This window comes from Erythrobacter sp., assembly GCF_040217515.1.
Lineage (GTDB): Bacteria > Pseudomonadota > Alphaproteobacteria > Sphingomonadales > Sphingomonadaceae > Erythrobacter.
The window spans coordinates 30,878-56,286 of sequence record NZ_JAVJPT010000003.1; the positions used below are offsets into that span (position 1 = coordinate 30,878).

A 25,409-nucleotide genomic window follows, 5' to 3' on the forward strand; every position below is an offset into this window, starting at 1 on the left:
CCGGAAGAGCGGTGTTGCCTTGGAAACGGCCGTTTCGGGAGGACACCGCACCGCCCGACGGCCGGGCGGCGGAGCCTGTCGCTAACGCGCGAGGGCCCGCCCCCGGAAACCGAAGGTGGTCGTAAGGGCCGTGGTCAGCGCATCCGCCATGGGCCCGAAATAGTTGCCCAACAGCCGATTGTCACGCGCAAGTTCACCTTGTTCATACGGGGTCGGCAAAGCACGCGCTCCTTTTTGGAAAGTTACCTTGACATTAGCGGTGCGGTGTGACAAGGAACCTTTCCATAGATGAAAGGGAGCTTGTCATCATGTCCAACAGCACCACCATCCGCTCGCTCGCATGGGCCGGGATCATCATTGTTGCCGCCGTCGTCTGCCAAGTGCAGGAAATGAGTGATGCGGCAAGCGCCGGAGTCGTCTTCGGGCTTACCGGCGCGGCGTGGGGGAACCTTCAGGTCGACACGCCGTGTTCGCGCGGATGCCTGCAATGAACGCCGCCCCTCCCGAATCCGCCCCCTCCCGGCCCGGCGCCGATCCGCGCCACGGATTCCTCGGACGCGGGCCCTCCTTCTGGGCTGCGCTGTTCGTCGCCTCGTCCGTGGGTCTCGGCCTGCTCGCCGCGACCGGCGCGGTCGAGGGACGCGCGACGATGCTCACCCTCACCCTCGTCCCGCTCACCCTGCTCGCCGCCGTCATTCGCGCCGCCCAGCGTTCGATCCGCGCCCGGCAGGCGCCCGGATCGACCCGCGGGCTCGCCCAGGCACGCTATGTCAAACGGGTCGCGATCTTCACTTCGCTCTATCTCGTCGCGGTCGCCTCGCTGTCCTTCTTCGATGCCGACCAGTCCGGCCCGTTCGCCCTGCGCGTCGCGCTCGCCGTGCTGCCGGGCCTTGCCATTATCGGCGTGTTCTGGGCGATCGGGCGGCTGATGGTGGAGGAGGAGGACGAGTTCCTCCGCATGCTGACCGTGCGCCAGTCGCTCGTCGCGACCGCCGTTGCGCTCTCGGCCGCTTCGGTCTGGGGCTTTCTCGAAAGCGCCGACCTGGTCGTGCATCTCGACGCGTGGTGGGTCGCGGTGGCGTGGTTCTTCGGCCTGATCGTGGGCGCGGCGGTGAACCGGGTGCAGCACGGCACCTGGGGGAGCGTGTGATGCGCCGACCGGCCATGGCGTTCGCCGCCGCCCCTCTCCCGCCAATCGAAAGGCACACCTCATGAAACTGCCGCTTCACCGCCTCGACTGGTTCCTTGTCCTGCCGCTGATCGCCGGGCTGGTGATGGTCGCCGAAATCGACCCGCCGGGCGACGCGGCGCTCCAGCTCGGCCCCCTCGCCAAGGGGGCGGTGCTGGCGGTGGCCGCGCTGCTCGTCAGCCTGGCCGTCGCCGCCGCTTCCGCGATCGATCGGCGCTGCACCGAGGAATACGCCTTCCAGATCATGGCCAATGCCGCGCTCGTCGCCGTGGCCGCGACCATGCTGACCCATGGCGGCTGGATCATCGCAGGCAAGTTCGCCGACCTGCCCGCGCTCGAAAGCGACAATATCGTGGGCGTCATGGTGATCGGCTGGATCGCGAGCTATTACTGGTTCCGCCTGCGGGGCATCGCGGCATGAGGGCGGCGCGATGAAAAACCGGCTCAAGGTGCTGCGCGCCGAACGCGACTGGTCGCAGGCCGATCTCGCCGACCGACTCGACGTCAGCCGCCAGAGCGTCAATGCGATCGAGAAGGGCCGCTACGACCCCTCGCTCCCGCTCGCCTTTCGCATCGCCGAAGTGTTCGACCTCCCGATCGAGGCGATTTTCAGCCGCGACTGAAACCTAAGCCTCGAGCACTCGCGCGCCCGCCTCGCTCGTCACCCGCTTCGTGCCCGCAAGGCGGGTCGAGCGCGTCTTGATGGTGTCGACGAAGCGGAATTCGGTGGTCGCGCGCGCCGGGGTCAGTTCGACCGCCATATAGCCGCGCTGCGAGGTGTCGGCCCATTGCAATTGCGCGTTCTCGGCCACCAGCGCGCCGGCAAGGTCGCCGGGTTTCACGAAGGAGAGATAGCTTTCGAAACCGGGCGAGGTCGTGCCCTGCACGCCGACTTCGACGCCGACCTTCGCGCCCGCATGATCGAGATCGAACGCCCAGGCATTGTGCGTGTCGCCCGCAAGCACCAGCAGGTTGGCATCGGCCTCGAGAGCGGCGGTGAACACCCGTTCGCGCGCGGCGGGATAGCCATCCCATGCATCCATGTTGAGCGGCAGGCCCGCTTCGCTTGCCATGGCGGCGGCGGCGAGCCGCTGGCGGACGAAATCGGGCAGGCTGCCCTCGATCTGCGCGGTGAGCGCGGCGGGGCTTTTCAGGTTGCCCATCAGCACCTGCTGGGCGAGCACCTGCCATTTGGCACCGCGCGCGGTGGAGGCGGCCAGGCCTTCGGCGAGCCATTGCTCCTGCGTCGCGCCCAGCAGATGGCGCTGCGGATCCGACCAGTCGCCGTCGCGGAAGGCGACCATTGCGCGCATCGCGGCTTCGGGGTCGCTCACGCCTTCGAGCACCTTGCCGAGATCGAGCTGTTCGTCGCGCCCTTCGAGCCGCGTGTCGAGGCGGAAGATCGTCGCGAGGTCGCCGATATCGTAGGCGGCATAGGGCTCGTCGGACACCGGCATCCATTCGCGATAGACCCGCTTGGCGATCGCCTTGCGCGCTTCCCACGGGCCTTCGCTCTCCGGCTGGTGATTCTCGGCACCGTTCTTCCAGCTGTCATTGGCGCTTTCGTGGTCGTCCCACACGGCGATCATGGGCAGCGACTGGTGCAGGCGGCGCAGGTCCGGATCGGCGCGATAAGTCGCATAACGGGTGCGGTAATCGGCCAGCGTCACGATCTCGCTGTCGGGGGCGAGCGCCCGGTCGGCATGCATCTGCGCGCCCGAGGGATAGGTGCCCTTGCCATATTCGTAGATGTAGTCGCCCAGATGCACCGCAAGGTCGCAATCGTTCGCTTCGACGGCATGGGCATAGGAATTGAACCAGCCGAAACCGAAATTGGAACAGGAAAACACCGCGAGGCGGAATGTCCGCGTCGGCCCCTGCGGCAGCGTGCGGGTGCGACCGATGTCGCTGGTCGCCCCGCCCGGCGCGGTGAAGCGGTAAAAATACCAGCGATCCGGCTCGAGCCCGTTCGCAATCGCCTTGGCGCACCAGTCGCGGTTCGGCGAGGCCGTGACCTTGCCGGCGGACGCGATGCGGGCGAAATCGGCGCTGTCGCTCACTTCCCAGTCGAGCTCGGTTTCCGCGTCGGCGACGAAGCGGGTCCATAACAGCACGCTTGTCCCCTGCGGCTCGCCGCTGGCGACGCCGTGGGTGAAGCCGCTGCCCCATGTGCGCGCGCCCGCAGGCGTCGCGGCGAGCGCGGAGGCCGCTCCCGCCAGCGCGAACAGGCCGCGGCGCGAGACGGTGGAGATGGCGGAAGGGGCGGCGGCTTCGGGGGCCGGGGCGGCCGGTTTGTTCTTGATCATGCGGACGGCCGATAATCGCGCTTGGTGTCGAAGCTGTGACAAGCGCGCTCATCCGCGCGAGGGCTTGCGTGTCCGGGTTCCGGACGGGCATGGTCGCAGCCCATGAACGACATTCGATTTCACGACATGGGCGACGGCCGCCGCATCGCCTTCCGCCTCGCCGAGGGAAACGGACCCTGCCTCGTCTTCCTGCCCGGCTACATGTCCGACATGGCCGGGAGCAAGGCGACCGCGCTGTTCGACCACGCCCGCGAAGAGGGCCGCGCGGCGCTGCTGCTCGATTATTCGGGCTGCGGCAAAAGTTCGGGCATTTTCGCCGAGGGCACGCTGTCGCGCTGGCGGGACGAGGTGCTGGCCCTGGTGGCGGCGTATGTGAGCGCTCCTGTCCTGCTTGTCGGCTCGTCCATGGGCGGCTGGCTGATGCTGCTGGTGGGCGAGGCGCTGGGCGCAAGGCTCGCCGGAATGGTCGGCATCGCGGCCGCGCCCGATTTCACCCGCTGGGGCTATTGCGAACAGCAGCGTGCGCGGCTTGCCGCGGGCGAGATCGTCTACGAGGACAATCCCTATGGCCCCGAGCCGACGCCGACCCATCCGGGCTTTTACGCCGATGCCGAACACCACATGCGGCTGGGCCGGGAGATCGCGATCGACTGCCCCGTGCGCCTGCTTCACGGGCAGGACGATGCGGACGTGCCCTGGGAGGTTAGCCTCAGGCTCGCCGAGGCGCTGCGTTCGGACGACATACAGGTGACGCTGGTAAAGCACGGCGACCATCGCCTCAGCCGCGAATCCGATCTCGCGCTGCTGCGGCGGACCGTCGCCGCCCTGCTCTGACCGTTCCTGCGTCCGCCCCTGTCTTGTGAGCCTTCCCATGTCCCTGCTTATCGCCCTCCTGCTGCAAGTCGGCCCCAACCCGCAGGCGGGCGGGATCGCGGGCGAGCCCCAGGAACTCGTCAACCGCCCGCCGCGCCCGGAAACGTCCGTCGAGGTGCCGCTCGATCCGGTCAGCGAATGGCTCAAGGGATGCCTCGAACAGGTCGCCTCCGACCCGGCGCGCGCGCACGCGCAGGCGCAGATCCGCCGCGACGCGGTGGCGGGCGAGGAGCGCGTGATCGCCAATCACTGCCTCGGCCTTGCGGCGACCGAGCTGGGCCTGTGGGACGATGCCCGCGCCGCCTTCCTCGCCGCGCGCGACGGGACCCCGGCGGACGAGGCGCGAACCCGCGCGCGCTTCGGGGCGATGGCGGGCAATGCGGCGTTGGCCGGCGGCGACCCGGAAGGCGCGGTGCTGCTGCTCGCCGCCGCCGAACGCGCTGCGCGGGCGGCGTCCTCCGCCAGCCTCGAAGCGCTCGCCGCGCTCGACCGGGGCCGCGCCCTCGTGGCGCTCGAGCGGGGCGACGAAGCGCTCGCCGCGCTGCGCAGCGCGACCCGGCTCGCGCCGACAAGCGGCGAGGCGTGGCTGCTCGAGGCGACCCTGCTGCGGCGCATGGACCGGCTCGGCGAAGCGCAGGACGCGATCGAGCGGGCGGTCGAACACGCCCCGATGGACGGCGCGGTCGGGCTCGAGGCGGGGGTGATCGCGGTGCTTTCGGGCCGCGAACGGGCGGCGCGCGAAAGCTGGGAATCGGTCATCGCCACCCAGCCCGACAGCCTCGCCGCGCAGACCGCGCGCGATTACCTTGCGCAGCTCGCGCCGGAAGTGGACAATGGGTCGGGAGAGGAGCCGCAACCATGACCCGATTTTCCGTCCTCGACCTCGTGCCCGTCCGCGAAGGCGGGACCCTGCCCGAGGCCTTCGCCGCCGCCACCGACCTCGCCCGCGCCGCCGAGCGAGCGGGGTGCAAGCGATTCTGGGTCGCCGAACATCACGCGATGGAGGGAATTGCGGGCGGGGCGACCTCGGTCGTGCTCGCCCATATCGGCAATGCGACCAGCACCATCCGCATCGGTTCGGGCGGGATCATGCTGCCCAATCACACCCCGTTCCAGATCGCCGAACAGTTCGGCACATTGGACGCGCTCTTCCCGGGCCGCGTGGACCTCGGCCTCGGCCGCGCGCCGGGGGCGGGGCCGGAATTGCAGCGCGCCCTGCGCAAGAACCTCCACCAGGCTGCCGAGCATTTCCCGCAGGACGTGCTCGAATTGCGCGCGCTGTTGACGGGCGATGTCGAACTGCCGATCGCCGCCACGCCGGGCCTCGGCGCCAAGGTCGAGCTGTGGATGCTCGGCTCCAGCCTCTTCGGCGCAGGGCTAGCCGCGAAGCTCGGCCTGCCCTATGCCTTCGCCGCGCATTTCGCGCCCGACCACCTCGACGCCGCGCTCGAGCTCTACCGCCGCGACTTCCAGCCTTCCGAGGCGCTCGAGAGACCGCATGTGATGGTCGCGATGAACGTCTTCTGCGCGTCCAGCAGCAGCGAGGCGCGCCTCCTCGCCTCTTCCCAGCAGCAGAGCTTCGTGCGGCTGCGCACCGGCAATCCCGGCAGGCTCCCGCCGCCGGTCGAGAATTACACCGACACCCTCCCCGCCCCGGCGCGCGCCATGCTCGATCATATCGGGCAGGCCGCCGCGGTCGGAACCCCGCGCGAGGTGCGCGAGGGAATCCAGGCCTTTATCGCCCGCACCCGCGCCGACGAGATCATGCTGTGCGGCGCGACCTATGAGCCGGAAGCGCGCCTGGCCTCGCTCGAGCTGACGATGGAAGCGCTCGAAACGGTGGATGCCGCCTGAGCCGGGACAGAACGCGCCCTGCCGGGAGCAATCGTGCTTGCGCGCCCGGCGCGAAAGCCTGTATCGAGACGGGCACGATAACAACAGTCCGGCATAATAATATTGCGTCGCAATAGGGACGCGACCGGGTGGCCGGAACCGGGTGCAGGAGCAGCTGACGTGTCCAATTCCCCCGCCCGGAGCCTGTCCGGATCCGCCCCGTCCGATCTCGTGCAGATCCTCGCCGAGCGGCTCGGCGCAGCGATCCTGCCGGGCGACACCCCGCTCGAAGGCGAGGATCTCGCCGAGGCCGCCGCCTTCCTGCTCACCGCCGCCGCCCACCGCGAACCCGAACGCGCGGCGATGGCGATCGAATCCGCCACCAATGGCCGCCGCCGGTTGCGGATCGCGCTGGTCAACGACGACATGCCCTTCCTCGTCGATTCGATCGCCGCCACCCTGACCGCGCAGGGCGTGAGCATCGACCGGCTGGTCCACCCGGTCATCCCGGTGACGCGCGATGCCTCGGGCGACCTCACCGGGTTCGGCGGGGCTGAGGGAGGGCGCAAGGAAAGTTTCGTCTATATCGAGACCCCGCGCGTCGATGCGCGCCACCGCCGCGACCTCCTCGCCGAACTGCGCCGCACGCTCGGCGATGTGCGCGCGGCGGTCGCCGACTGGGGCGCAATGCAGGATGCGATGCGCGCCGATGCCGACCGCATCGCGGGCGGCGAAACCGGCTCGGGACCCGGTCACGAGGAAGCGGTCGACCTCCTGCACTGGCTCAACAACGGCATGCTGACCCAGCTCGGCCATCTCCTTCGCCGCCGCGACGGGAGCGAGGACGAGGCCCTCGGCATCTGCCGGGCGAGCGCGCGCGAAATCCTCGCCGATGTCTCCTATGAGCGTGCCTTCGCCTGGTTCGACGAGGCGGATGAAGGCGGCGACGGAGGAGGGGGCGAACCGCGCTCGCTTCTCGTCATCAAGGCCAACCGGCTGTCCAATGTCCATCGCCGCGTCCCGCTCGACCTGTTCATCGTGCCCCGGCGCGATGCGAACGGGACCATCGCCGCGCTCTCGATCCATGCGGGCGTATGGACCAGCGCCGCGCTCGCCTCGCCGCCGCAGGACGTGCCCATCCTGCGCGCCTCGCTCGCCCGGGTGGCGGACGCGCTCGGGTTCGATCGCTCGGGCCACGCGGGCAAATCGCTGGTCCACGCCTTCACCACCCTGCCGCACGACCTGCTGATCGCCTTCCGCCAGGATGACATCGCCCGTCTGACCACGGCGATGATGAGCCTGATGGACCGCCCGCGCCCGCGCCTGGTGCTGGTCCCTTCGCCGCTCGCCCGGCATGTCTTCGCCTTCGTGTGGCTCCCGCGCGACACGATCTCGACCGATGTGCGCCTGCGCATCGAGGCGCTGCTGACGCAGGAGCCGGGGACCGCGCTGCTCGACTGGAGCCTGGAGATCGAGGGCAGCGACCTGGCCCTGCTGCAATTCCTGCTCGACACCCGCGCGAGTCGCAATCCGCCCGATGCCGCCGCGATCGAGGCCGATCTCGAAGACCTGCTGCGCGGCTGGGGCGAGGCGGTCGAAACGCATCTCGCCGAAGGCGACGAACCGGGCCGCGCGACCGCCATCGCCGCGCGCTATGCCCCCGCCTTCCCGCCCGGCTATCGCAGCGATTACGGCCCGGCCGAGGCCGCGCGCGACATCGCCCGCCTGCGCGCGCTCGCAGCCCGGCAAGAGGTCGACGGGGACCCGCCGCGCGACGTGCGGCTCTACCGGCTCGACACCGACCTGCCGGGAAGCCTGCGGCTCAAGATCTATTACACGCGCGGCCTGTTGGCGCTCTCGGACGCGGTTCCGGCGCTGGAGAATTTCGGCTTCCGCGTAGTGACCGAGATCCCGACCATGCTGGCGGGCGGGGCACTCGGCACGATCCACGATTTCACGCTCGACCTGCCCGAAGGCACCGATGCCGACGGCCTGCTCGCGCGGTGCGACGCGATCGAGAGCGCGATCGCCGAAGTGCTCAATGGCGGGGCCGAGGACGATGCCTTCAACCGGCTGGTGATGGGCACGGCGCTGGCCGCGCGCGAGGCGAACTGGCTGCGCGCGATCTATCGCTACCTGCGCCAGACCGGCATGGGCTTCACCATCTACACCGTGGTCGATGCGCTGGAAGCCGCGCCGGACGTGACGCGCGCCATGATCGACCTGTTCCTCGCCCGCCACGATCCCGCCTTCAAAGGCAATCGCGCGGAAGCCTGCAAGGCCGCCGAGAGCGCCTACACGGCGGGTCTTGCGAAAGTGGCGGCGATCAATGACGACCGCCTGCTCAGGCTCTATCGCGCGGTGATCGATGCATGCCTGCGCACCAACGCCTTCGCCCCGGCGGCCGACGAGGCGCTCGCCTTCAAGATCGATTCGAGCCTCGTCCCGAACCTGCCCAAGCCGCTGCCGTGGCGCGAGGTGTTCGTCTATTCCGCCCGCGTCGAAGGCATCCACCTGCGCTCCGGACCCGTGGCGCGCGGGGGGCTGCGCTGGTCCGACCGGCGCGACGATTTCCGCACCGAGATCCTCGGACTGATGAAGGCGCAGACAGTCAAGAACGCCGTGATCGTTCCCACCGGGGCCAAGGGCGGGTTCTATCCCAAGCAATTGCCTTCCCCCGCGCTCGATCGCGAGGGCTGGGCGGCCGAGGGGCAGGCGAGCTACGAGGTCTTCATCCGCACCCTGCTGTCGGTCACCGACAATATCGCGGAGGACGAGGTCGTCCATCCGGCCGAGGTGGTCGTGACCGACGGCGACGATCCCTATTTCGTCGTCGCCGCCGACAAGGGCACGGCGCGCTTTTCCGATGTCGCCAACGCCATCGCGCAGGGGCGCGATTTCTGGCTCGACGACGCTTTCGCCAGCGGCGGGTCGAACGGCTACGACCATAAGGCGATGGGCATCACCGCGCGCGGCGGCTGGGTCAGCGTGCAGCGCCACTTCCTCGAAATGGGGATCGACGTGCAGAGCGAGAGCGTGCGCGTCGCGGGCTGCGGCGACATGTCGGGCGACGTGTTCGGCAACGGCATGTTGCTGTCGAAGGCGATCAAGCTGGTCGCCGCCTTCGACCACCGCCACATCTTCCTCGACCCCGATCCCGACCCGGCGGCAAGCTGGGCCGAACGCAAGCGGCTCTTCGAGCTGCCTCGATCAAGCTGGGAGGATTATGACAGCTCGCTGATTTCCAGGGGCGGCGGGGTGTTCCCGCGCGACATGAAGCGGATCGCGATCTCGGACGAGGTGCGGGCGATGCTGGGGCTGGAGACGAACGAGATCGAGCCCGATGCCCTCATTTCCGCGATTCTCAGGGCCGAGGTCGATCTCATCTGGTTCGGCGGGATCGGCACCTACATCAAGGGCGCGCGCGAAAACCACATCACGGTCGGCGACCCGGCGAACGACGCGCTGCGCGTCGACGGGCGCGAGGTGCGCGCGAAGGTCATCGGCGAAGGCGCCAATCTCGGCGTGACCCAGGCCGGCCGGATCGAATTCGCGCTGCAGGGGGCAGACGGGGCGGGCGGGCGCATCAACACCGATTTCATCGACAATTCGGCCGGGGTCGATTGCTCGGACAACGAGGTCAACATCAAGATCGCGCTCGCCGCGGCGATGAAATCGGGCCGCCTCGCGCGTGAAGAGCGCAACGCCCTGCTGGTCGAGATGACCGAGGACGTCGCCGCCAACGTGCTCGAGGACAACCGGCTCCAGGCGCTTGCCCTGTCGGTTGCCGAGGCGACGGGTCCGGGCCAGAGCGCCTCCTATGTCCGCCTGATCGAGCGGCTTGAGGAAATCGGCGATTTCGACCGCCGCACGCAGGGCCTGGCCGACGGCGAAACGCTGGTGCGCCGCGCCAATGTCGAAACGGGCGAGGGCCGCGGCCTTACCCGCCCCGAACTGGCCGTGCTGCTGTCCTCGACCAAGCTGGCGCTGCAGGACGCGATCGAGGCGAGCGACCTGCCCGACGATCCCGCGCTCGAGGACATGCTGCTGGGCATGTTCCCGCAGGCGATGCAGGAGCGTTTCGCCGACGAGATCCGCAGCCACCGCCTGCGCCGCGAACTGATCGCGACCGAAATCGCCAACCGCATGGTCAATCGGCTCGGCCTGCTCGTCGCCTTCGAACTGGCCGAGGAGGAGGGCGCATCGCTCGCCGCGATCGCCAAGGCCTTCGTCGCGCTCGACATGCTGTTCGATTGCACCGCGCTGTGGGACGCGCTCGACACCGCCGAGGTCGGCGAGGCGACGCGGCTGATGCTGTTCGATCGCACCGCCCATGCCCTGCGCGCCCAGATGGCCGACCTGCTGCGCGCGGGCGTCTCGCGGCAAGCGGCGAGCGCGCTGGCCGATGAACTTGCGCCGGGGATTGGCGAACTGGCGCAGTCGACCGGCGCGGTATTGGTGGGCGAATCGCGCCAGCGCTCCGAGAGGATGCGCGCCGAACTGGAAGGGGCCGGAACGCCCGCCGACCTCGCCGCGCGGGTGGTCCACCTGTTCGAGCTAGACGGCGCTGTCGGCCTTGCCCGGCTGTCGCGCACGACCGGGGTGCCGGTGCTCGACCTGACCGGGGCCTTCACCGCGCTCGGCATGAAGCTGGGGCTCGACTGGGCGCAGGGCACGGCGGCCCTGATGGAGCCTTCGGACGTGTGGGAGCGCCTGCTCGTCGCCGGGCTCGCGCGCGATTTCCAGCAGATGCGGCTCGATTTCCTGCGCCGCCTCGTGCGCCGCAAGGGCGCGGAAATCGCCGCCGCGGTGGACAGCTGGGCCGGGGAGAACACCGCCGCGATCCGACGCTTCCGCTCCGTGGTCGAACGGGCGCAGGCGCACCCGCCGGTTTCCCCCGCGATCCTCGCCCAGATCGCGAGCCAGGCGCGCAACCTGCTCGATCCCTGACGGCGGCGGCAAGGCTTGACGCAGGCCGCGCTTTCGCGGAACGCATCGCGCCATGGCTGGAGAGGAAACGACATCGAACCATGTCCCCGATAGCGCCGACGTGGTGATCGTCGGCACCGGGCATGGCGGCGCGCAGGTCGCGATCGCGCTGCGCCAGCAGGGCCATGAGGGCTCGATCCTGATGATCGGGCGCGACACTTCGCCGCCCTATGAACGCCCGCCCCTGTCGAAGGAATATCTCGCCGGGGAAAAGGGCTTCGAGCGGATCATGATCCGACCGGAAAAATTCTGGGCCGACAAGGGGATCGAGCTCGCATTGGGCCGCGGCGTCACCGCGATCGATCCCATGCGCCACCAGGTCACGCTCTCGGACGGCAGCACGGTCGGCTATCGCAAGCTGATCTGGTCGGGCGGGGGCGATCCGCGTCGGCTGCCCTGCCCGGGCGCGGGATTGAAAGGCGTTTTCTATGTCCGCGACAAGCGCGATGCCGACGCGATGATGGAAACGCTCGCATCGGGTCCGAAACGCGCGGTCGTGATCGGCGGCGGCTATATCGGGCTGGAGGCGGCCGCCGTGCTGCGCAAGCTCGGCTGCGAGGTGACGCTGGTCGAGATGCAGAAACGCCTGCTCGCGCGGGTCGCCGGAGAGGAATTGTCGCGCTTCTATGCCGAGGAACACCGCAGGCAGGGCGTCGACGTGCGGCTCGAGACGGGGGTGAACGAAATCCTCGGCGAGGAAGCGGGCCATGTCACCGGGGTGCAGCTGTCCTCGGGCGAGGTGGTGGAGTGCGACATGGTGGTCGTCGGCATCGGTATCGTCCCCGCCGTCGCCCCGCTCATCGCGGCCGGGGCGGCGGGATCGAACGGCGTGGATGTCGATTTCTGCTGCCGCACCACGCTGGACGACATCTACGCCATCGGCGACTGCGCGGCGCATGCCAACCCCTATGCCGACAGCGCGGTGATCCGGCTCGAATCGGTCCAGAACGCGCACGACATGGGCACGACCGTGGCGAAGGCGATCATGGGCGACAAGCAGCCCTATGGCGCGCTGCCGTGGTTCTGGTCGAACCAGTACGATCTCAAATTGCAGACCGCCGGGCTCAGCCTCGGCCATGACGAAACCGTCCTGCGCGGAGATCCGGACAGCCGTAAGTTCACGGTGGTCTACCTGAAAGAAGGCAAGCCGATCGCCTTTGACTGCGTGAACACGATGAAGGATTACGTGGCCGGCCGGAAGCTGCTGGAGAAGGGCATCGAGCGGGTCGACCGCGACCTGCTGGCCGACCCCGAGATGCCGCTCAAGGAGTTGATTTAGCAGCCCCCGCTGCGTGGGCCCCACCCCCGGGAGAGGGGGAATCGAGCCGTGCCAGCGCCCATTCGGCAGCTTCTGCGACAACGGGGTCGGGATCGTGCCTCAGCGCCTCGCACGGGCCCGCAAGCGCCGCATTCCCACTGTTCCCGGCGGCATAGAGACAGTTCCTGACGAAACGATCCCGCCCGATCCGCTTGATCGGAGAGCCGGAAAACAGCGCCCGGAAACCCGCATCGTCGAGCGCCAGCAATTCGGCAAGGCGCGGCGCGACCAGTTCGGGGCGGGGGAGGAATTCCTTCATCGCCGAAGCTTGCGAAGCGAACTTGTTCCACGGGCACACGGCAAGGCAATCGTCGCAGCCGTATATCCGGTTGCCCAGCCCTGCGCGCAGGGCCTCGGGCACCGGCCCCTTGTGCTCGATCGTGAGGTAGGAAATGCAGCGCCGCGCATCGAGCCGGTAGGGCGCGGGGAAGGCGTCGGTCGGGCACACGTCGAGACAGGCGCGGCAGCTTCCGCACTGGTCGCGGTGCGGATCGGCGGGGGCGAGGTCCAATGTCGTGTAGATCGCGCCGAGGAACAGCCAGCTGCCGTGTTCGCGGCTGACGAGATTGGTGTGCTTGCCCTGCCAGCCGATCCCTGCCGCTTCGCCCAGCGGCTTTTCCATGACGGGCGCCGTGTCGACGAAGACCTTGACCTCGCACCCCTCTTCCTCGGCCACCAGCCAGCGGGCGAGCGCCTTGAGCCGCTTTTTCACGACATCGTGATAGTCCTTGCCCTGCGCGTAGACCGAGATGCGCGCATGGTCGCTCACGTGCTCCAGCGCGAAGGGATCGTTCACCGGGGCATAGCTCATGCCCAGCGCGATCACGCTCTTCGCCTCGGGCCACAGCCCCTGCGGCGAGCGGCGGTGGTGCAGGCGCGCCGTCATCCATTCCATCGTGCCGTGATGGCCTTCGCCGAGCCATTGTTCGAGCCGCCGACTGCGCACCGGGTCCTCCCGGGCGCTGGCGAAACCGCAGGCGACAAAGCCCAGCTCGCGCGCCCGCGCCGCAATGCGCTCCTCCAGCGGAGCCTGCGCGGACGTGCTTAGCGGCGCATTAACCATGTTTGGGGTTACTCCCGTTTAGTCTCGCGCGTTAACTCTCCCCCTTATGGATATGGCGGTAGGCGAACTGGGCGCGGCGGGCAAACATGCGATGGCCGCGCGGGAGACACGGCCCCTCGCGATAGAGGCGCGCGGCCTGGTCAAGAGCTTCGATGGCACGCGTGCGGTCGACGGGGTGGACCTTTCCGTGCCCGAAGGCGCGATTTACGGCGTGCTCGGCCCGAACGGCGCGGGCAAGACCACGACGCTTCGCATGCTGCTCGGCATCATCGACCCGGACGAAGGCCTGCGCCGTGTGTTCGGGCACGACCGTCCGCACGACATCGGCCGGCTGATCGGCTATCTGCCCGAGGAACGCGGCCTTTACCCGGCGATGAAGGCGGTGGAGGCGATCGCCTTCATGGGCGCGCTGCGCGGGCTCCCTCTGGCCGAGGGGCGCAGGCGAGCGACCCTACTGCTCGAACGCCACGACCTCGCGCACGCTGCCGACCGCACGATCCGCCAGCTCTCCAAGGGCATGGCGCAGACGGTGCAATTGCTCGGCACGCTGGTCCACCGCCCGCGCCTCGTCGTGCTGGACGAGCCGTTTTCCGGGCTCGACGCAATCAACCAGGGCAAGCTCGAAGGGCTGATTCGCAGCCTTGCCGATGACGGTGTCACGGTGATCTTTTCGACCCACGTGATTCACCATGCCGAGCGTTTATGCGAAGGTGTCGCGATCATTGCCGGGGGCCGCGTGCCCTATGCCGGCAGCGTCGAGGCGGCGCGCGACCGCATCCCGGCGCAGGTCCGGCTGGAAACCCGCGCGCGGCAAGGCGCATGGATGGAGGCGCTCCCCGCCGAAACCCGCCGGGTGGGCGATTTCTTCCAATTCCCGCTGCCCGAAAGCGGGATCGAGCCGCTGCTGCGCCGCCTGATCGAGGGCGAGGCGGGCATCCTTTCGCTGTCGATCGAGCGCGCCGGGCTGCACGATGCCTTCGTACAGATCGCGGGCGAGGCCGCCGCGCGCCAGCTGGCCGCCGACAATGATATGGCCGGGGAGGGAGCCGCGCGATGAATCTCGCCACGCCCGACATGAACGCGAAATCGCGCCTCTCCAGCCTCGAGGCCGCATGGGTCGTCGCCCGGCGCGATTTTCTGGCGGTGCTGTTCAGCCGCGCCTTCCTGTTCTTCCTGCTGGGTCCGCTCTTCCCGGTGATCGTCGGCGGGCTCGCCGGGAGCATCGGCAGCACCGTCCAGCGCGAGGCGGTGAGCGTCGAGATCGGCCTCGCGATGAGCGCGCAGGACAATGCGGCAATGCTGGCGGCACGCGAGGACCTGCGCCCGCAGCTGGGCCGCGCATTGCCCGAACTCGCAATAGTACCCGAAGCGCGCGAGCCGGGTTTCGACCCCCGCGCCTTCCTTGAAGCGCGCCGGGCGAATTACGCCGCGATCCTCGCGGGCACGCCTCGGGCGCCGCGCCTCGTCGGCACCGAGTCGCAGGCCCGGCGCTGGCAGGGCCCGGTCGGCCTGATCGCCGCGAGCGCCAGCGACACCGCGCCCACCGCCTTCCCCGAAGTGCGTCCCGAACTCGTCGCCACCAGCGGTGCGTCCGAGCGTTCCAACCGCATCCGCACCGCGCAGGCCGCGCAGATGCTGCTGTTCCTCCTCACCATGCTGCTCGCCGGAATGGTGCTGTCGAACCTGGTCGAGGAAAAGGCGAACAAGATCATCGAGATCCTCGCCGCCGCGATCCCGATGGACGCGGTGTTCATGGGCAAGCTGTTCGCCATGCTGGGTGTCTCCTTCGTCGGGATTTCGGTGTGGGGCATGGTGGGCTGGGGGTTGTGGAGTCTTGGCGGGGATGCCGTCACCGCCGCGATGGGCAGCGACCCCTCGGACCTGCCCGCGCCCGCCGTCGGCTGGGCGCTCTTCGCCGCGCTGGGGATCGCCTATTTTGCGATGGCCTACCTCCTGCTCGGCGCGCTGTTCCTGACCATCGGGGCGATGGCGAATACGGTGCGCGAGGTGCAGACGCTGTCCATGCCGGTGACGATGATGCAGCTGATGGTGTTCTTCCTCGCCGCCTACACGATCACCCAGCCCGGCTCAGGCCTCGAGATCGCGGCGCTCGTCTTCCCGCTCTCCTCGCCCTTCGCCATGCTGGCGCGCGCCGCGCTCGACGGGCAGTTGTGGGTCCATGCCGTCGCGCTCGCCTGGCAGGGCCTGTGCGTGCTGGCGCTGGTCAAGGCGGGCTCGATGCTGTTCCGCAAGCGGGTCATGAAATCGGGCGGCGCCGGGCGGGGCACACGCCGCCGCCTGTTCCCGCGGCGCTCGCCGGAACCGGTCGCCGAGCCGGCGGAATAGGTAGCACAACGAAACGCACTATTGACAGTGCTGTCAGTTAGGGCAGGATGGCATCCGACCGGGAGCGGATCCCCCAGATGCGACAACGCACGGCCGCTCCCCGCAAGGAGAGAGAGCCATGGCCACCATCGCACCGCCCCAACGCCCGCAGGTCCGCCGTTCGCCCACCGCCTACGAGGCGCTGAAAGAGCATTACGCCAAGCACCCGGACGAGCGCCTGAGCCACCCGCACAAATGGGACGTGTCGCGCTCCGACATCTATTTCGAGGACCGCTGGCAGCCGATCTTCAAGGAAATGCAGGATGCGGGCCCACTGCACTACATCCCCGAAAGCCCCTATGGACCCTATTGGGCGGTGGTCGATCACAAGGCGATCCAGCATATCGAGGCCCTGCCCGAAACCTTCTCGTCGAGCTGGGAACATGGCGGGATCACCATCCTCGAAAGGCCGAGCGACGAAGAACTCGCCGAAAGCGGCATGGAGCGGCGCGAACTGCCCATGTTCATCGCGATGGACCGCCCGCAGCACACCGGCCAGCGCCGCACCGTCGCTCCGAAATTCACCCCCACCGCCATGGCCGACATGGAAGGCGAGATTCGCCGCCGCACCGGCGAACTGCTCGACAGCCTGCCGCGCGGGGAAACTTTCGACTGGGTCGACAAAGTCTCGATCGAGCTGACGACGGGCATGCTCGCGATCCTGTTCGGATTCCCGTGGGAGGACCGCCGCCTCCTGACCTTCTGGTCCGACTGGTCGGGCGATACCGAGCTGGCGACCGTGCGCGATCTCGACGAATTCCGCTGGGGCATCCTGCAGGAAATGGCGGCCTATTTCCAGTCGCTCTGGGTGGAACGCACGCAGGACCCTTCGGGCGACGATCTCATTTCGATGATGATCCGTTCCGAAGCGATGAACCAGATGCGGCCCGAGGAATTCATGGGCAACCTCGTCCTGCTGATCGTCGGCGGGAACGACACCACCCGCAACACGATGAGCGGGATCGTCCATGCCTTCGACCAGTTCCCCGACCAGCGGAAAGCTTTCGAGGAGAACCCGGACCTCATCCCCAATGCGGTGCAGGAATGCCTGCGCTACATCACCCCGCTCGCCCATATGCGCCGCACCGCTACCCAAGACACCGAAGTCTTCGGCCAGACGGTGAAGAAAGGCGACAAGGTGGTGCTGTGGTATCTCGGCGCGAACCGCGACGAGACCGTCTTCGAAAATCCGCACAAGCTCGACATCACGCGCGAGAACGCGCGGCGGCACATCGCCTTCGGCTACGGCATCCACCGCTGCGTCGGCGCGCGGCTGGCCGAGATGCAATTGCGCATCCTGCTCGAGGAAATGCACACGCGCCGGATGCGGGTCCACGTCGCGGGCGATGTCGAGCGGGTGCGGGCCAATTTCGTCCACGGCTTCCGCAAGCTCGAGGTCGAGATCACCGAATTCTGATAGGTCCGCCCGGGCGCGGTCATGAAACCTTCAGGTGGGCTGTGGCGTAGTTGCGAGAGAAGCCATCCTGCAACAACATCACGGCCCGCCATGACTGACGCTCCCTCCCGCCGCTCCTTCATCTCCGCCGCCTGCGCCGGTGTCGCCGCCCTGCCCCTGCTCGGCGCCTGCGGATCCGGCCCGGCGAGCGCGCGCGAAAACTTCCCCGTCTCCAAGAGCGCGGCCGAATGGCGCAAGGCCCTGACAAAGGGCGAATATTACATCCTGCGCGAGGCGGGGACCGAGCGGGCCTATTCTTCGCCGCTCAACGACGAAAAGCGCACGGGGACCTTCGTATGCGCGGGATGCGGCAACCCGGTCTATTCCTCGGCCCACAAATATGACAGCGGGACGGGCTGGCCGAGCTTCTACAAACCGATCGACAAAGCCGCGGTGGGCACGTCGACCGACTACAAGATCGGCTATCCGCGCACCGAGGTCCATTGTGCCGATTGCGGCGGCCATCTGGGGCATATCTTCGGCGACGGGCCGAGGCCGACGGGCAAGCGGCACTGCATCAACGGCGTGGCGCTCGATTTCAGGCCGGCCTGACGCGCCACAGCAGGAGCGAAGTGCCCCCGGGCAGCTTTACGGGTTCGAGCCAGTCGGGCGCATTCCCGGCGAGCAGCTGCGCCATGAAACCGTCTTTCGCGATATGCGCATAATGGCGCGGCTCGACGAGGCCGGGGCAGAGCGCGACATAATCGCTCCCGCGCGCGGCGAGCAGTCGGCGCGCCTGCGTCTCTTCGGCGAGCGCCGTTTCGATTACCGCACGGATCGCCGCGTCACCGCGATGATGCGGGGTGGCGACGACGCTGTGGCGACTTTCGAGCAGCAGGGCAGGCGCGATGTCGAGCGGGGCGTAGATCTCTCCCTTCGGGAGCGCGGCAAGCGCGGGACGCGCGGCGGCGATGTCGCACGATGACTGGCGCAGGGACCCGGCAAGCGCCCCTTGACCCCCGCGCGCGGCCTGGGCGGGCATGACCGGGCCGAGCAGGGTGAGCGGAAAGGTCGGGACCAATGCGAGCGCGATCGCTCCCATCGCCGCCATGCGCCGCAGCGGGCTTTCCATCCGCCGCGCGGCCCCCAGCCACTGGTTCACCTGCCAGGCGAGCGGCGGCGCGGCGAGCGCGCAGGCGACCGCCCCGGCCCGCGCAACGAACAGCGCGACCAGCAAGGCCGCGCCGAGGATCAGCGCATAATCGCTCCAGAATCGCCGCATCGCGTCGACCGACCGCGCCGCCAGCCGCACCGTTGCCACCAGGGCGATCAGCGGCGCGACGACGAAAGGCATCGCATCGACAAGCGACTGGTGCCAGACCGGGCGGCCTTCTTTCACGTGGTCGAGCCAGTGCCGCGCCGCCAGCGGGTCGATATCGGCAAAGCCCCCGCCGCTCGCGCATTGCGGGGCGACCATCAGCAGGAGAGCGAGCGCGCCGCCTGCGGCGAGCGCGAATCCGGCCAGAACCAGAGCGATCGGGGCGGGCTGCTTGCGGGCGAGGAGGGTGAGCACCGCCGCGCCCCAGCCGAACATGGCGACATGCAGCGGGCCGAGGGCATCGCAATGGATTGCCAGGTCGCCGATCCCGCGCGTTACCAGGAACAGCGCCGCGCTTGTGAGAGCAAGCGACTGGATCGCACCGACCAGCCAGACGCGCTGGGACCGATCGCGCAGCCAGCGCAGGGCGAGCAGGGCGAATATCGCCGCGGCGAGCGGCAGCCCCTCGATCGAGATCGCGAGCCATGTCGCCAGCGCCGCCCCGAGGCCGAAAGCGCCGAGCCTTTCCGAGCGCGCCATCAGCGCATTGACCGCCGACAGCGCGCAGACGACCTGCCAGCCGTGATGGTCGATGCGCAGCGGCGAGAGCTGGAACACGAGCGGCACCGACAGCGCGAACAGCAACGCGGTGAGCAGGGTCTCCTCCTCACCCAGCAGCCGGTGCGCCACGCGCGCCGCGAGCAGCATGGCGGCAAACAGGGTGACGAGCGGCACAACCACAAGCGCCGCCCCTTCGGCCGCGCCTGCTCCGACCAGCGGGGATAGCAGCGCGATCACGACCAGCAGCGGGATGTCGACCAGCCGCGACCAGTGCATCGCGATCCCGCCGCCCGGCGCATCGACCCGGTACTGGGTGAGATCGAACCAGCCCTGCCCGGCGAGCACGTCGCGCACCTGCACCAGCCGCATGGCATCGTCGGGATCGGGGAAATGCCGCGCGCCGATCGCCTGCCAGTTTACCGCGACGAGCAGCCCCGCGACCACCAGCCACGCCAGCGCGACCCGGATCACGAGATCGGCGGGAAAGGCTCCGCAACGGCGTTCGGCCAGCATCGCCTCATGCCCCCTCGTGCCCGGTGATCGCAGCGCGAAAGACGATCCGGCTGCGCACCAGCCATGTCGCCATGAAACTCACGCCGATCGCGACCAGCTTGGCGATGCGCGGATCGATTCCGGCCATGTCGCCGAAACCGACGATCGCGGTGGTCAGGCCAAGGCCGAGCAGGGCGGAAATGACGAACAGCGCCTTTTGCCGGGTCCGCGCGAAGCCTTTTCGAGCGACGCTGTCATGGAAGACGGCGCGGCTCGACATCAGCCAGTGGGCAAGGATGCCGAGCGAATAGCCCACCGCCGAAGAAGGGGCGGGCGCCATGCCGATGCCGAGCAGGGCGAGGAACGCCCCCATATCGACAGCCAGCGCCCCCACGCTCGCCAGCAGGTAGCGCACGAAGCGGATATCGCGCAGCCGGGAAAGGATGTGGGCCGCGAACTGCATCAGGCGCGCCTGCGCACCTGTGCGTCGGTATCGGGGGCAAGGCGTTCGGGCACGCCGCGCAAGGAGGTGAGAGCGGCGACCTGGTCTTCGCTGAGCGGCCTGGTCTCCGCCTCGCGCACGGGAATGCCGGCATCGGCGCCCTCGTCGCCCGCCTCGTGATATTCGGCGTCCTCGTTGACGCACCACGTATCGTAGACGCGGCGGCCGGCGAGAATGTTCTCTACCGTGAGCATCGCGGTCATCATCGCGTGGTCCTGGTTGTTGTATCGGTGCATCCCGTTGCGCCCGACAAGGTGCAGCGTGGGGTGCTTCGCCTCGAGCTCGCGGCGCATCGCATCGACATTGGCGGCATAATCCTCGTCATAGACGGGATAGGCCTTTTCCTGCCGCACCACCACGCCGCCGCGGACCCGGGCCGGATCGACGAGGCCGAGGATCGCCATTTCCTTTTTCGCCAGTTCGACGAGGTCCTCGTCGGCAGAGGTCCACAGCCCGTCGCCTTCGAAGCAGAAATATTCGAGCCCGACACAGGCCACGTTTTCATCCGGCACCATTTCGGGCGACCATGAACGGAAGTTCTGGACGCGGCCGACCTGCACCTTGGAATCGTGAATATAGATCCAGTTGTCGGGGAACAGGTCCTCGCTGTCGATCATCAGCGCGACGGTGAGGAAGTCGCGGTAGCGCAGATTGCTCGCCTGCAGCGTGCTTTCCGGCAGCGGGTGGAGGCGCTTGGCCAGTTCGCGCATCGGGGCGGAGCTGATCACGTCCTTCGCCCGGATCTGCGCCAGCCCTTCGCGGCTTTTCGCCGTCATCATCCAGCCTTCGCCGTCCCGCGCCAGCCGTTCGAGCGAATGGCCCATCAACACCTCGCCCTTGCCCGAGGCAAGCACATGATCGCGCGCCGCATCCCACATCATGCCGGGGCCAAGACGGGGGTAACGGAAAGTCTCGAGCAGGGTCTTGGCCTGGTTGCCGCTGCCGTCATTGGGCCGCTTGTTGAGGCCGAGGCTGCGTTTCACCCCATCCACGACCGCGCTCATCAGCGACAGCCCCTTGATCCGCTGTGCCGCCCAGTCGGCGCTCATTTCATCGCAGGGCATGCCCCACACCTTTTCGGTATAGGTCTTGAAAAAGATCGAATAGAGCGTCTTGCCGAACTGGTTGGTGGTCCAGTCCTCGAAGCTTTTGACCTCGCGGATGGGAAACAGCTTGTAGCGCAGATAGCTCACCATGCAGGCGGTCGATCGCAGCAGGCCGAGATTGCCCAGCGCCTCGAAGGCGCGCAGCGGGTAGGAGTAGAACTTGCCCTCGTAATAGATCCGGCTCATGCGCGGGCGCTGGATGAAATCGTGCGGAAGAATCTCGTTCCACAGGTCGACGACCTGCTGGCTTTTCGAGAAGAAGCGGTGCCCGCCGATGTCGAAGCGATAGCCGTCATGCTCGACCGTGCGGCTGATTCCGCCGACATAGGTTTCGTCCTGTTCGATGATCGCGACCGACTTGCCCTGCTTCGTCAGGAGATAACCGGCCGTAAGCCCCGCAGGGCCGGCGCCGATGATCGCGACATCCACTTCCCGCATGCCCGAAAACGCCGCTTTACAATCACTCATCGAGGCCCCCGTTTATCCGTGTCGCCCGGCGCGGCCCGACGGATCGGGCGGTGCGCGGTCGCAGCCGGGAGTGAAGGAAATTGGTTAGCGAGGGGTAAACACGCCCGCCCTGCGCCCGAAAAATTGTCGCCGCTCCCCGGGGACACCCCGCAGGCTGCGCGGCCGGTCATTCGTGCAGCAGGGCGGGTTCCTGCAATTGCGCGGCGAAACGGGCAAAATCGCCGAGCGTGAAGGTGTCGTCGAACACCACGCCATAGCGCCTGTCGCGCCGCCAGCGAACCTTGGCGCGCACTTCCCTGCGAGTGCCGCTGAAATCCATGCCTTCGATGCGCAACGACTGGTCGATCGCGAACAGGCCGTCACATTCCAACCGCGCGCCCTGCTGCGAGACGTTTTCGACCACGCCTTCGCATTGCTGGGTGAGCGTGCGGACGGTGATCGGGAAAACGAGGTCGAGCCTGAGCCCGCGCTTGGGATATTGCCCGGCCTCCCCGATCAGGCGCGCGACATCGACGGGGCGGGAGAATTCAAAGCCCGCCTCGTTGTCATGCTGCCACACATTGCGCATTTCGTAGGCTTCGCCGCCGGGCATGTGCAGTTCGTAGGGCCCTCCGGGGGGCAGGCGATGGAACAGGCGCACGCTGACCCCGGTTTCGGAAACGTCGCGGATGACGCAGACGAATTCGCCCTTGGCGCAGACCAGCCGCGCCGCGCGGATCAGCAGGGTGAAGCGCGGCGCGGTGCGCATGTCCTCGCCGGCCGGGTCGCCTTCGCCCGCTTTCGCTGGCGCACCGGGCTTCCCCTCGTCGGTGGGGACCGCGCGCTCGGGCCACGGATTGCTCGCTGCCTCGTTCATAAATCGTGCCCTGCCGGTGCGCGCGCGCTGTGCGCCGATGCGACCGGTTCGAATGATCCCCGCAAGATGACAGCCATGTAGGCCAAGGCCGGTTAAGAGCAGGATAACGCTGGGGCGAGGGTTGGCGCGGCAAGCTGGCGGGGCATGGCGCGATGCTGCTATTATAAATATCTTGCGCGAAGGGAGTCTTTCAAAAAATAAAGATTACCATTCCGCCAAGGCCTTGCTATAAAGTGACGCACTGGCGGGGACATGCTCCTTCGGGTCGCTTCGAAGGAGGGAACGATGCCGCTTCACGCATTGGTCGGCGCGCTGCGCCTCGTGATCCTGGCCTGGGCGGCGCTCGCATTCGCTCCGCTCCATGCGCAGGAGCAAGCCCCGCCTCCCGAAATCGTGTTTGCCGATGTGCGGGTCTTCGACGGGACCTCCAAGACCCTTTCCCAGCGCGTCGACGTACTGGTTCGGGGCAATGTCATCGCCGCCATCGGCCAAGACGTCGCGCAACCGGGGCCCGGCACCATCGTGATCGAAGGCCGCGGGCGGACGCTCATGCCCGGCCTGATCGACAACCACGTCCACATGATGTTCAACAGCCTCTCCCCCGCGCAGATGCTCGAACCGGACATGGGGCTCGAGAAGGTCATGCAGCTGTCCGCCGGGCAGGCGCGGGCGATGCTGCTGCGGGGCTTCACCGCGGTGCGCGATGTCGGCGGGCCGTCGTTCGAATTGAAGCGCCTGATCGACAGCGGCCGGGTCATCGGTCCGCGCATCTGGCCCTCCGGGCCGATGATCTCGCAGACCTCGGGCCATGCCGATTTGCGCCTGCCGGACGAGCCTTCGCGCCGTTTCACCGGCAAGATCCCGCGCGCCGAGCAGGTCTGGGCAAGCGTGATCGCCGATGGCCGCGCCGAAGTGTTGACCGCGGTACGAGAAAACCTGCGCCTCGGCGCAAGCCAGATCAAGATCGCTGCGGGCGGTGGGACGAGCTCGGAATACGATCCGCTCGATGTCACGCAATACACGCTCGACGAGATGAAGGCCGCAGTCGATGCCGCCTCCGACTGGAACACCTATGTCACCGTCCATGCCTATCACCCCAAGTCGGTCCGCCGCGCGATCGAGGCGGGGGTGACGGTGATCGAGCATGGCAACCTGCTCGACGAGGACACGCTGAGACTGATGGCGGACAAGGGCGTGTGGCTGTCGGCCCAGATGCTCGTCGAATCGACCGAGGCGATGGACCCGAGACGGCGCGAGAAGCGCAGGCCCGTGATCGAGGGGCAGAAACGCGTCTGGCCGATGGCGAAGCGGCTCGGCGTCAAGCTCGCCTGGGGGACCGATTTCCTGTTCGAGCCCGGTCTCAACGCACAGCAGAACGCCTATCTCCTGCGGCTCAAGCCCTATTTCACGCCGGCCGAATTGCTGCGTCTGGCAACGCACGACAATGCGCAGCTGCTCGCGCTGTCGGGGCCGCGCACGCCCTATGAGGGGCGGCTTGGCGTGGTCGAGGAAGGCGCGCTGGCCGATCTCATCCTCGTCGAGGGCGATCCGCTTGCCGAGATCGACCTGATCGCCGACCCGGAGCGCAATTTCGCGGTCATCATGAAGGATGGCCGCATCGTGAAGGGCGCGCGGTGACGGACCTTTCCCGGCGCTGCAGCGCTCGCCGCCCGCTGAAAGGGAGGCAGACGCGATGGACGCGGATCGGGCAGGCGTGGTTGTGGAGCGGATCACGCCTTCCGCTTCGTCCCTGGCATGGACGATCACCGCCCGGCGCGCTCGAAAGCTTTATCTCTGCGGCGACAGGACCGCTATCCATTCGGGCGAGGCATTGCAGGCCTTCGTCACGTCCGATCCCTTCCCTTTCGAGAAGGCCGAATGAACTCCCTCCGGGGAACCCAAAGGAGAGACGGACATGATCAAGAACACAATCGCTCCCATTCTGGCCGCGAGCGCGCTGCTCGCCGCCTGCACGACCGTGCCGGAGTCGGCCGACCCGCTGGCCGGGACGAGCTGGCGGCTGGTCGAAATGCAGTCGATGGACGATGCGCAGGGCACGACCCGCGCCGACAATCCCGACCGCTACACGATCACTTTCGCCGAGGATTCGATGGCCTACATGAAGCTCGACTGCAATCGCGGGCGCAGCTCCTACGAGAGCGCGAGCACGGGCGCGAAGCAGGGCTCGCTCGAGTTCGGCAACATTGCCTCGACCATGGCGATGTGTCCGCCGGATTCGTTGAGCGAAAAGCTCGGCCAGCAGCTCGGCTTCGTGCGCAGCTACGTGATGCGGGACGGACGGCTCAACATGGCACTGATGGCCGATGGCGGCATCCTCGTCTGGGAACCGACCGAGCTCGAAACGCCCTGAGCGTTAGCCGCCCGGTGGCGGACATGCCGAACGCGGTGACGCGATCGGCCCCCTTCGCAGAGTGGTGCGGGTGGCGGGACTCGAACCCGCACGATCAAAGATCAGGGGATTTTAAGTCCCCGGCGTCTACCATTCCGCCACACCCGCACTCGGGGGAAGCGATAGACAGGCATGCCGATGGTCGCAATGATGGGGTCTGCCGCGCGCTTGCCAGACCGGGCGGGCCGCGCCATGGTCCCACGCATTCGTGGTGCCAAGCGGCGTTGCGACCGAGGCAAGCGACCTAGTGAAGCGAAGCAGTCGGTCAGCAGAAACGCCCTCGGATAGCGAAGCGGTAGGGCAACAAAAACGCCCTCAAACAGCGAAGCGGTAGGGCAACAAAA

Annotated in this window: 22 protein-coding genes and 1 tRNA gene; 16 read left to right on the forward strand and 7 right to left on the reverse strand. The window is 68.0% G+C overall.

Features of this window, described 5'->3' with window-relative positions; all coding sequences use genetic code 11:
• The first annotated feature begins 308 nt into the window (after positions 1–308).
• The 4 genes from RIB52_RS01705 (at position 309) to RIB52_RS01720 (ending at position 1,812) form a co-directional block, all read left to right on the forward strand.
• Positions 309–491, forward strand: coding sequence for a hypothetical protein (locus tag RIB52_RS01705; protein WP_350172279.1), 183 nt, complete (start codon positions 309–311; stop codon positions 489–491).
• Complete coding sequence (locus RIB52_RS01710) at positions 488–1,150, forward strand: hypothetical protein (protein ID WP_350172281.1); 663 nt, start codon at positions 488–490, stop codon at positions 1,148–1,150. Before RIB52_RS01705 ends, RIB52_RS01710 begins: the two co-directional genes overlap by 4 nt.
• 61 nt (positions 1,151–1,211) lie before the next feature.
• Complete coding sequence (locus RIB52_RS01715; RefSeq protein WP_350172283.1) at positions 1,212–1,610, forward strand: hypothetical protein; 399 nt, start codon at positions 1,212–1,214, stop codon at positions 1,608–1,610.
• A 10-nt stretch (positions 1,611–1,620) separates the two neighbouring features.
• Entirely contained in the window at positions 1,621–1,812 is a 192-nt protein-coding gene (locus tag RIB52_RS01720) for a helix-turn-helix transcriptional regulator (RefSeq protein WP_350172285.1), read from the forward strand.
• Positions 1,813–1,815: 3 nt separating this feature from the next.
• Here the strand turns inward: RIB52_RS01720 and RIB52_RS01725 are convergent, their stop codons facing one another.
• Positions 1,816–3,495 carry an alkaline phosphatase D family protein gene (locus RIB52_RS01725; RefSeq protein ID WP_350172287.1) on the reverse strand — a complete coding sequence of 560 codons (1,680 nt, stop codon included), beginning with the start codon at positions 3,493–3,495 and terminating at the stop codon, positions 1,816–1,818.
• Positions 3,496–3,597: 102 nt separating this feature from the next.
• Here RIB52_RS01725 and RIB52_RS01730 point away from each other — a divergent pair, with 102 nt between their 5' ends.
• The 5 genes from RIB52_RS01730 to RIB52_RS01750 all read left to right on the forward strand — a co-directional run bounded on the left by RIB52_RS01730 (position 3,598) and on the right by RIB52_RS01750 (position 12,469).
• The gene (locus RIB52_RS01730; RefSeq protein ID WP_350172288.1) at positions 3,598–4,329 is read left to right on the forward strand and encodes an alpha/beta fold hydrolase; all 732 of its coding nucleotides are present in this window, start codon (positions 3,598–3,600) and stop codon (positions 4,327–4,329) included.
• 37 nt (positions 4,330–4,366) lie between these two features.
• Positions 4,367–5,230 (forward strand): tetratricopeptide repeat protein, encoded by an 864-nt coding sequence (locus RIB52_RS01735; RefSeq protein WP_350172290.1) that lies wholly within the window; start codon positions 4,367–4,369, stop codon positions 5,228–5,230.
• Complete coding sequence (locus RIB52_RS01740; RefSeq protein ID WP_350172292.1) at positions 5,227–6,222, forward strand: LLM class flavin-dependent oxidoreductase; 996 nt, start codon at positions 5,227–5,229, stop codon at positions 6,220–6,222. Before RIB52_RS01735 ends, RIB52_RS01740 begins: the two co-directional genes overlap by 4 nt.
• A gap of 159 nt (positions 6,223–6,381) precedes the next feature.
• Complete coding sequence (locus RIB52_RS01745) at positions 6,382–11,151, forward strand: NAD-glutamate dehydrogenase (RefSeq protein WP_350172294.1); 4,770 nt, start codon at positions 6,382–6,384, stop codon at positions 11,149–11,151.
• 52 nt (positions 11,152–11,203) lie between these two features.
• Positions 11,204–12,469 (forward strand): NAD(P)/FAD-dependent oxidoreductase, encoded by a 1,266-nt coding sequence (locus RIB52_RS01750; RefSeq protein WP_350172296.1) that lies wholly within the window; start codon positions 11,204–11,206, stop codon positions 12,467–12,469.
• On the opposite strand, the gene queG is transcribed toward RIB52_RS01750, so the two are convergent.
• Entirely contained in the window at positions 12,453–13,571 is a 1,119-nt protein-coding gene (gene queG / locus RIB52_RS01755; RefSeq protein ID WP_350172298.1) for a tRNA epoxyqueuosine(34) reductase QueG, read from the reverse strand. The two genes, RIB52_RS01750 and queG, sit on opposite strands and share 17 nt — an antisense overlap.
• 46 nt (positions 13,572–13,617) lie before the next feature.
• Between queG and RIB52_RS01760 the strand changes: the two genes are divergently transcribed.
• From RIB52_RS01760 to msrB, 4 genes are all read left to right on the forward strand, one after another.
• Entirely contained in the window at positions 13,618–14,628 is a 1,011-nt protein-coding gene (locus RIB52_RS01760; protein WP_502879442.1) for an ABC transporter ATP-binding protein, read from the forward strand.
• Entirely contained in the window at positions 14,625–15,917 is a 1,293-nt protein-coding gene (locus RIB52_RS01765; RefSeq protein ID WP_350172300.1) for an ABC transporter permease, read from the forward strand. The genes RIB52_RS01760 and RIB52_RS01765 overlap by 4 nt, the downstream gene beginning before the upstream one ends.
• Positions 15,918–16,035: 118 nt before the next feature.
• On the forward strand, positions 16,036–17,373 hold the full coding sequence (locus tag RIB52_RS01770; protein WP_350172302.1) for a cytochrome P450: 1,338 nt from the start codon (positions 16,036–16,038) through the stop codon (positions 17,371–17,373).
• Between the two features lie 90 nt (positions 17,374–17,463).
• Positions 17,464–17,964 (forward strand): peptide-methionine (R)-S-oxide reductase MsrB, encoded by a 501-nt coding sequence (msrB, locus tag RIB52_RS01775; protein WP_350172304.1) that lies wholly within the window; start codon positions 17,464–17,466, stop codon positions 17,962–17,964.
• On the opposite strand, the gene RIB52_RS01780 is transcribed toward msrB, so the two are convergent.
• The 4 genes from RIB52_RS01780 to RIB52_RS01795 all read right to left on the reverse strand — a co-directional run bounded on the left by RIB52_RS01780 (position 17,951) and on the right by RIB52_RS01795 (position 22,655).
• Complete coding sequence (locus RIB52_RS01780) at positions 17,951–19,744, reverse strand: hypothetical protein (protein ID WP_350172306.1); 1,794 nt, start codon at positions 19,742–19,744, stop codon at positions 17,951–17,953. The genes msrB and RIB52_RS01780 overlap by 14 nt on opposite strands.
• A 4-nt stretch (positions 19,745–19,748) precedes the next feature.
• The gene (locus RIB52_RS01785) at positions 19,749–20,186 is read right to left on the reverse strand and encodes a GtrA family protein (RefSeq protein ID WP_350172308.1); all 438 of its coding nucleotides are present in this window, start codon (positions 20,184–20,186) and stop codon (positions 19,749–19,751) included.
• On the reverse strand, positions 20,186–21,799 hold the full coding sequence (locus RIB52_RS01790; protein ID WP_350172310.1) for an NAD(P)/FAD-dependent oxidoreductase: 1,614 nt from the start codon (positions 21,797–21,799) through the stop codon (positions 20,186–20,188). The genes RIB52_RS01785 and RIB52_RS01790 overlap by 1 nt, the downstream gene beginning before the upstream one ends.
• 166 nt (positions 21,800–21,965) lie before the next feature.
• Positions 21,966–22,655 carry a PilZ domain-containing protein gene (locus tag RIB52_RS01795; RefSeq protein ID WP_350172312.1) on the reverse strand — a complete coding sequence of 230 codons (690 nt, stop codon included), beginning with the start codon at positions 22,653–22,655 and terminating at the stop codon, positions 21,966–21,968.
• A gap of 285 nt (positions 22,656–22,940) precedes the next feature.
• Between RIB52_RS01795 and RIB52_RS01800 the strand changes: the two genes are divergently transcribed.
• Genes RIB52_RS01800 through RIB52_RS01810 form a run of 3 tightly spaced genes read left to right on the forward strand, consistent with a single transcriptional unit; the run spans position 22,941 to position 25,026 of the window.
• Positions 22,941–24,293, forward strand: coding sequence for a metal-dependent hydrolase family protein (locus RIB52_RS01800; protein WP_350172314.1), 1,353 nt, complete (start codon positions 22,941–22,943; stop codon positions 24,291–24,293).
• Positions 24,294–24,348: 55 nt separating this feature from the next.
• Positions 24,349–24,537, forward strand: a complete 189-nt coding sequence (locus RIB52_RS01805; protein ID WP_350172316.1) for a hypothetical protein — start codon at positions 24,349–24,351, stop codon at positions 24,535–24,537.
• Between the two features lie 33 nt (positions 24,538–24,570).
• Positions 24,571–25,026, forward strand: coding sequence for an META domain-containing protein (locus RIB52_RS01810; protein ID WP_350172318.1), 456 nt, complete (start codon positions 24,571–24,573; stop codon positions 25,024–25,026).
• 62 nt (positions 25,027–25,088) lie between these two features.
• Here the strand turns inward: RIB52_RS01810 and RIB52_RS01815 are convergent.
• Positions 25,089–25,173 (reverse strand) — tRNA-Leu (locus RIB52_RS01815).
• Positions 25,174–25,409 lie beyond the last annotated feature (236 nt).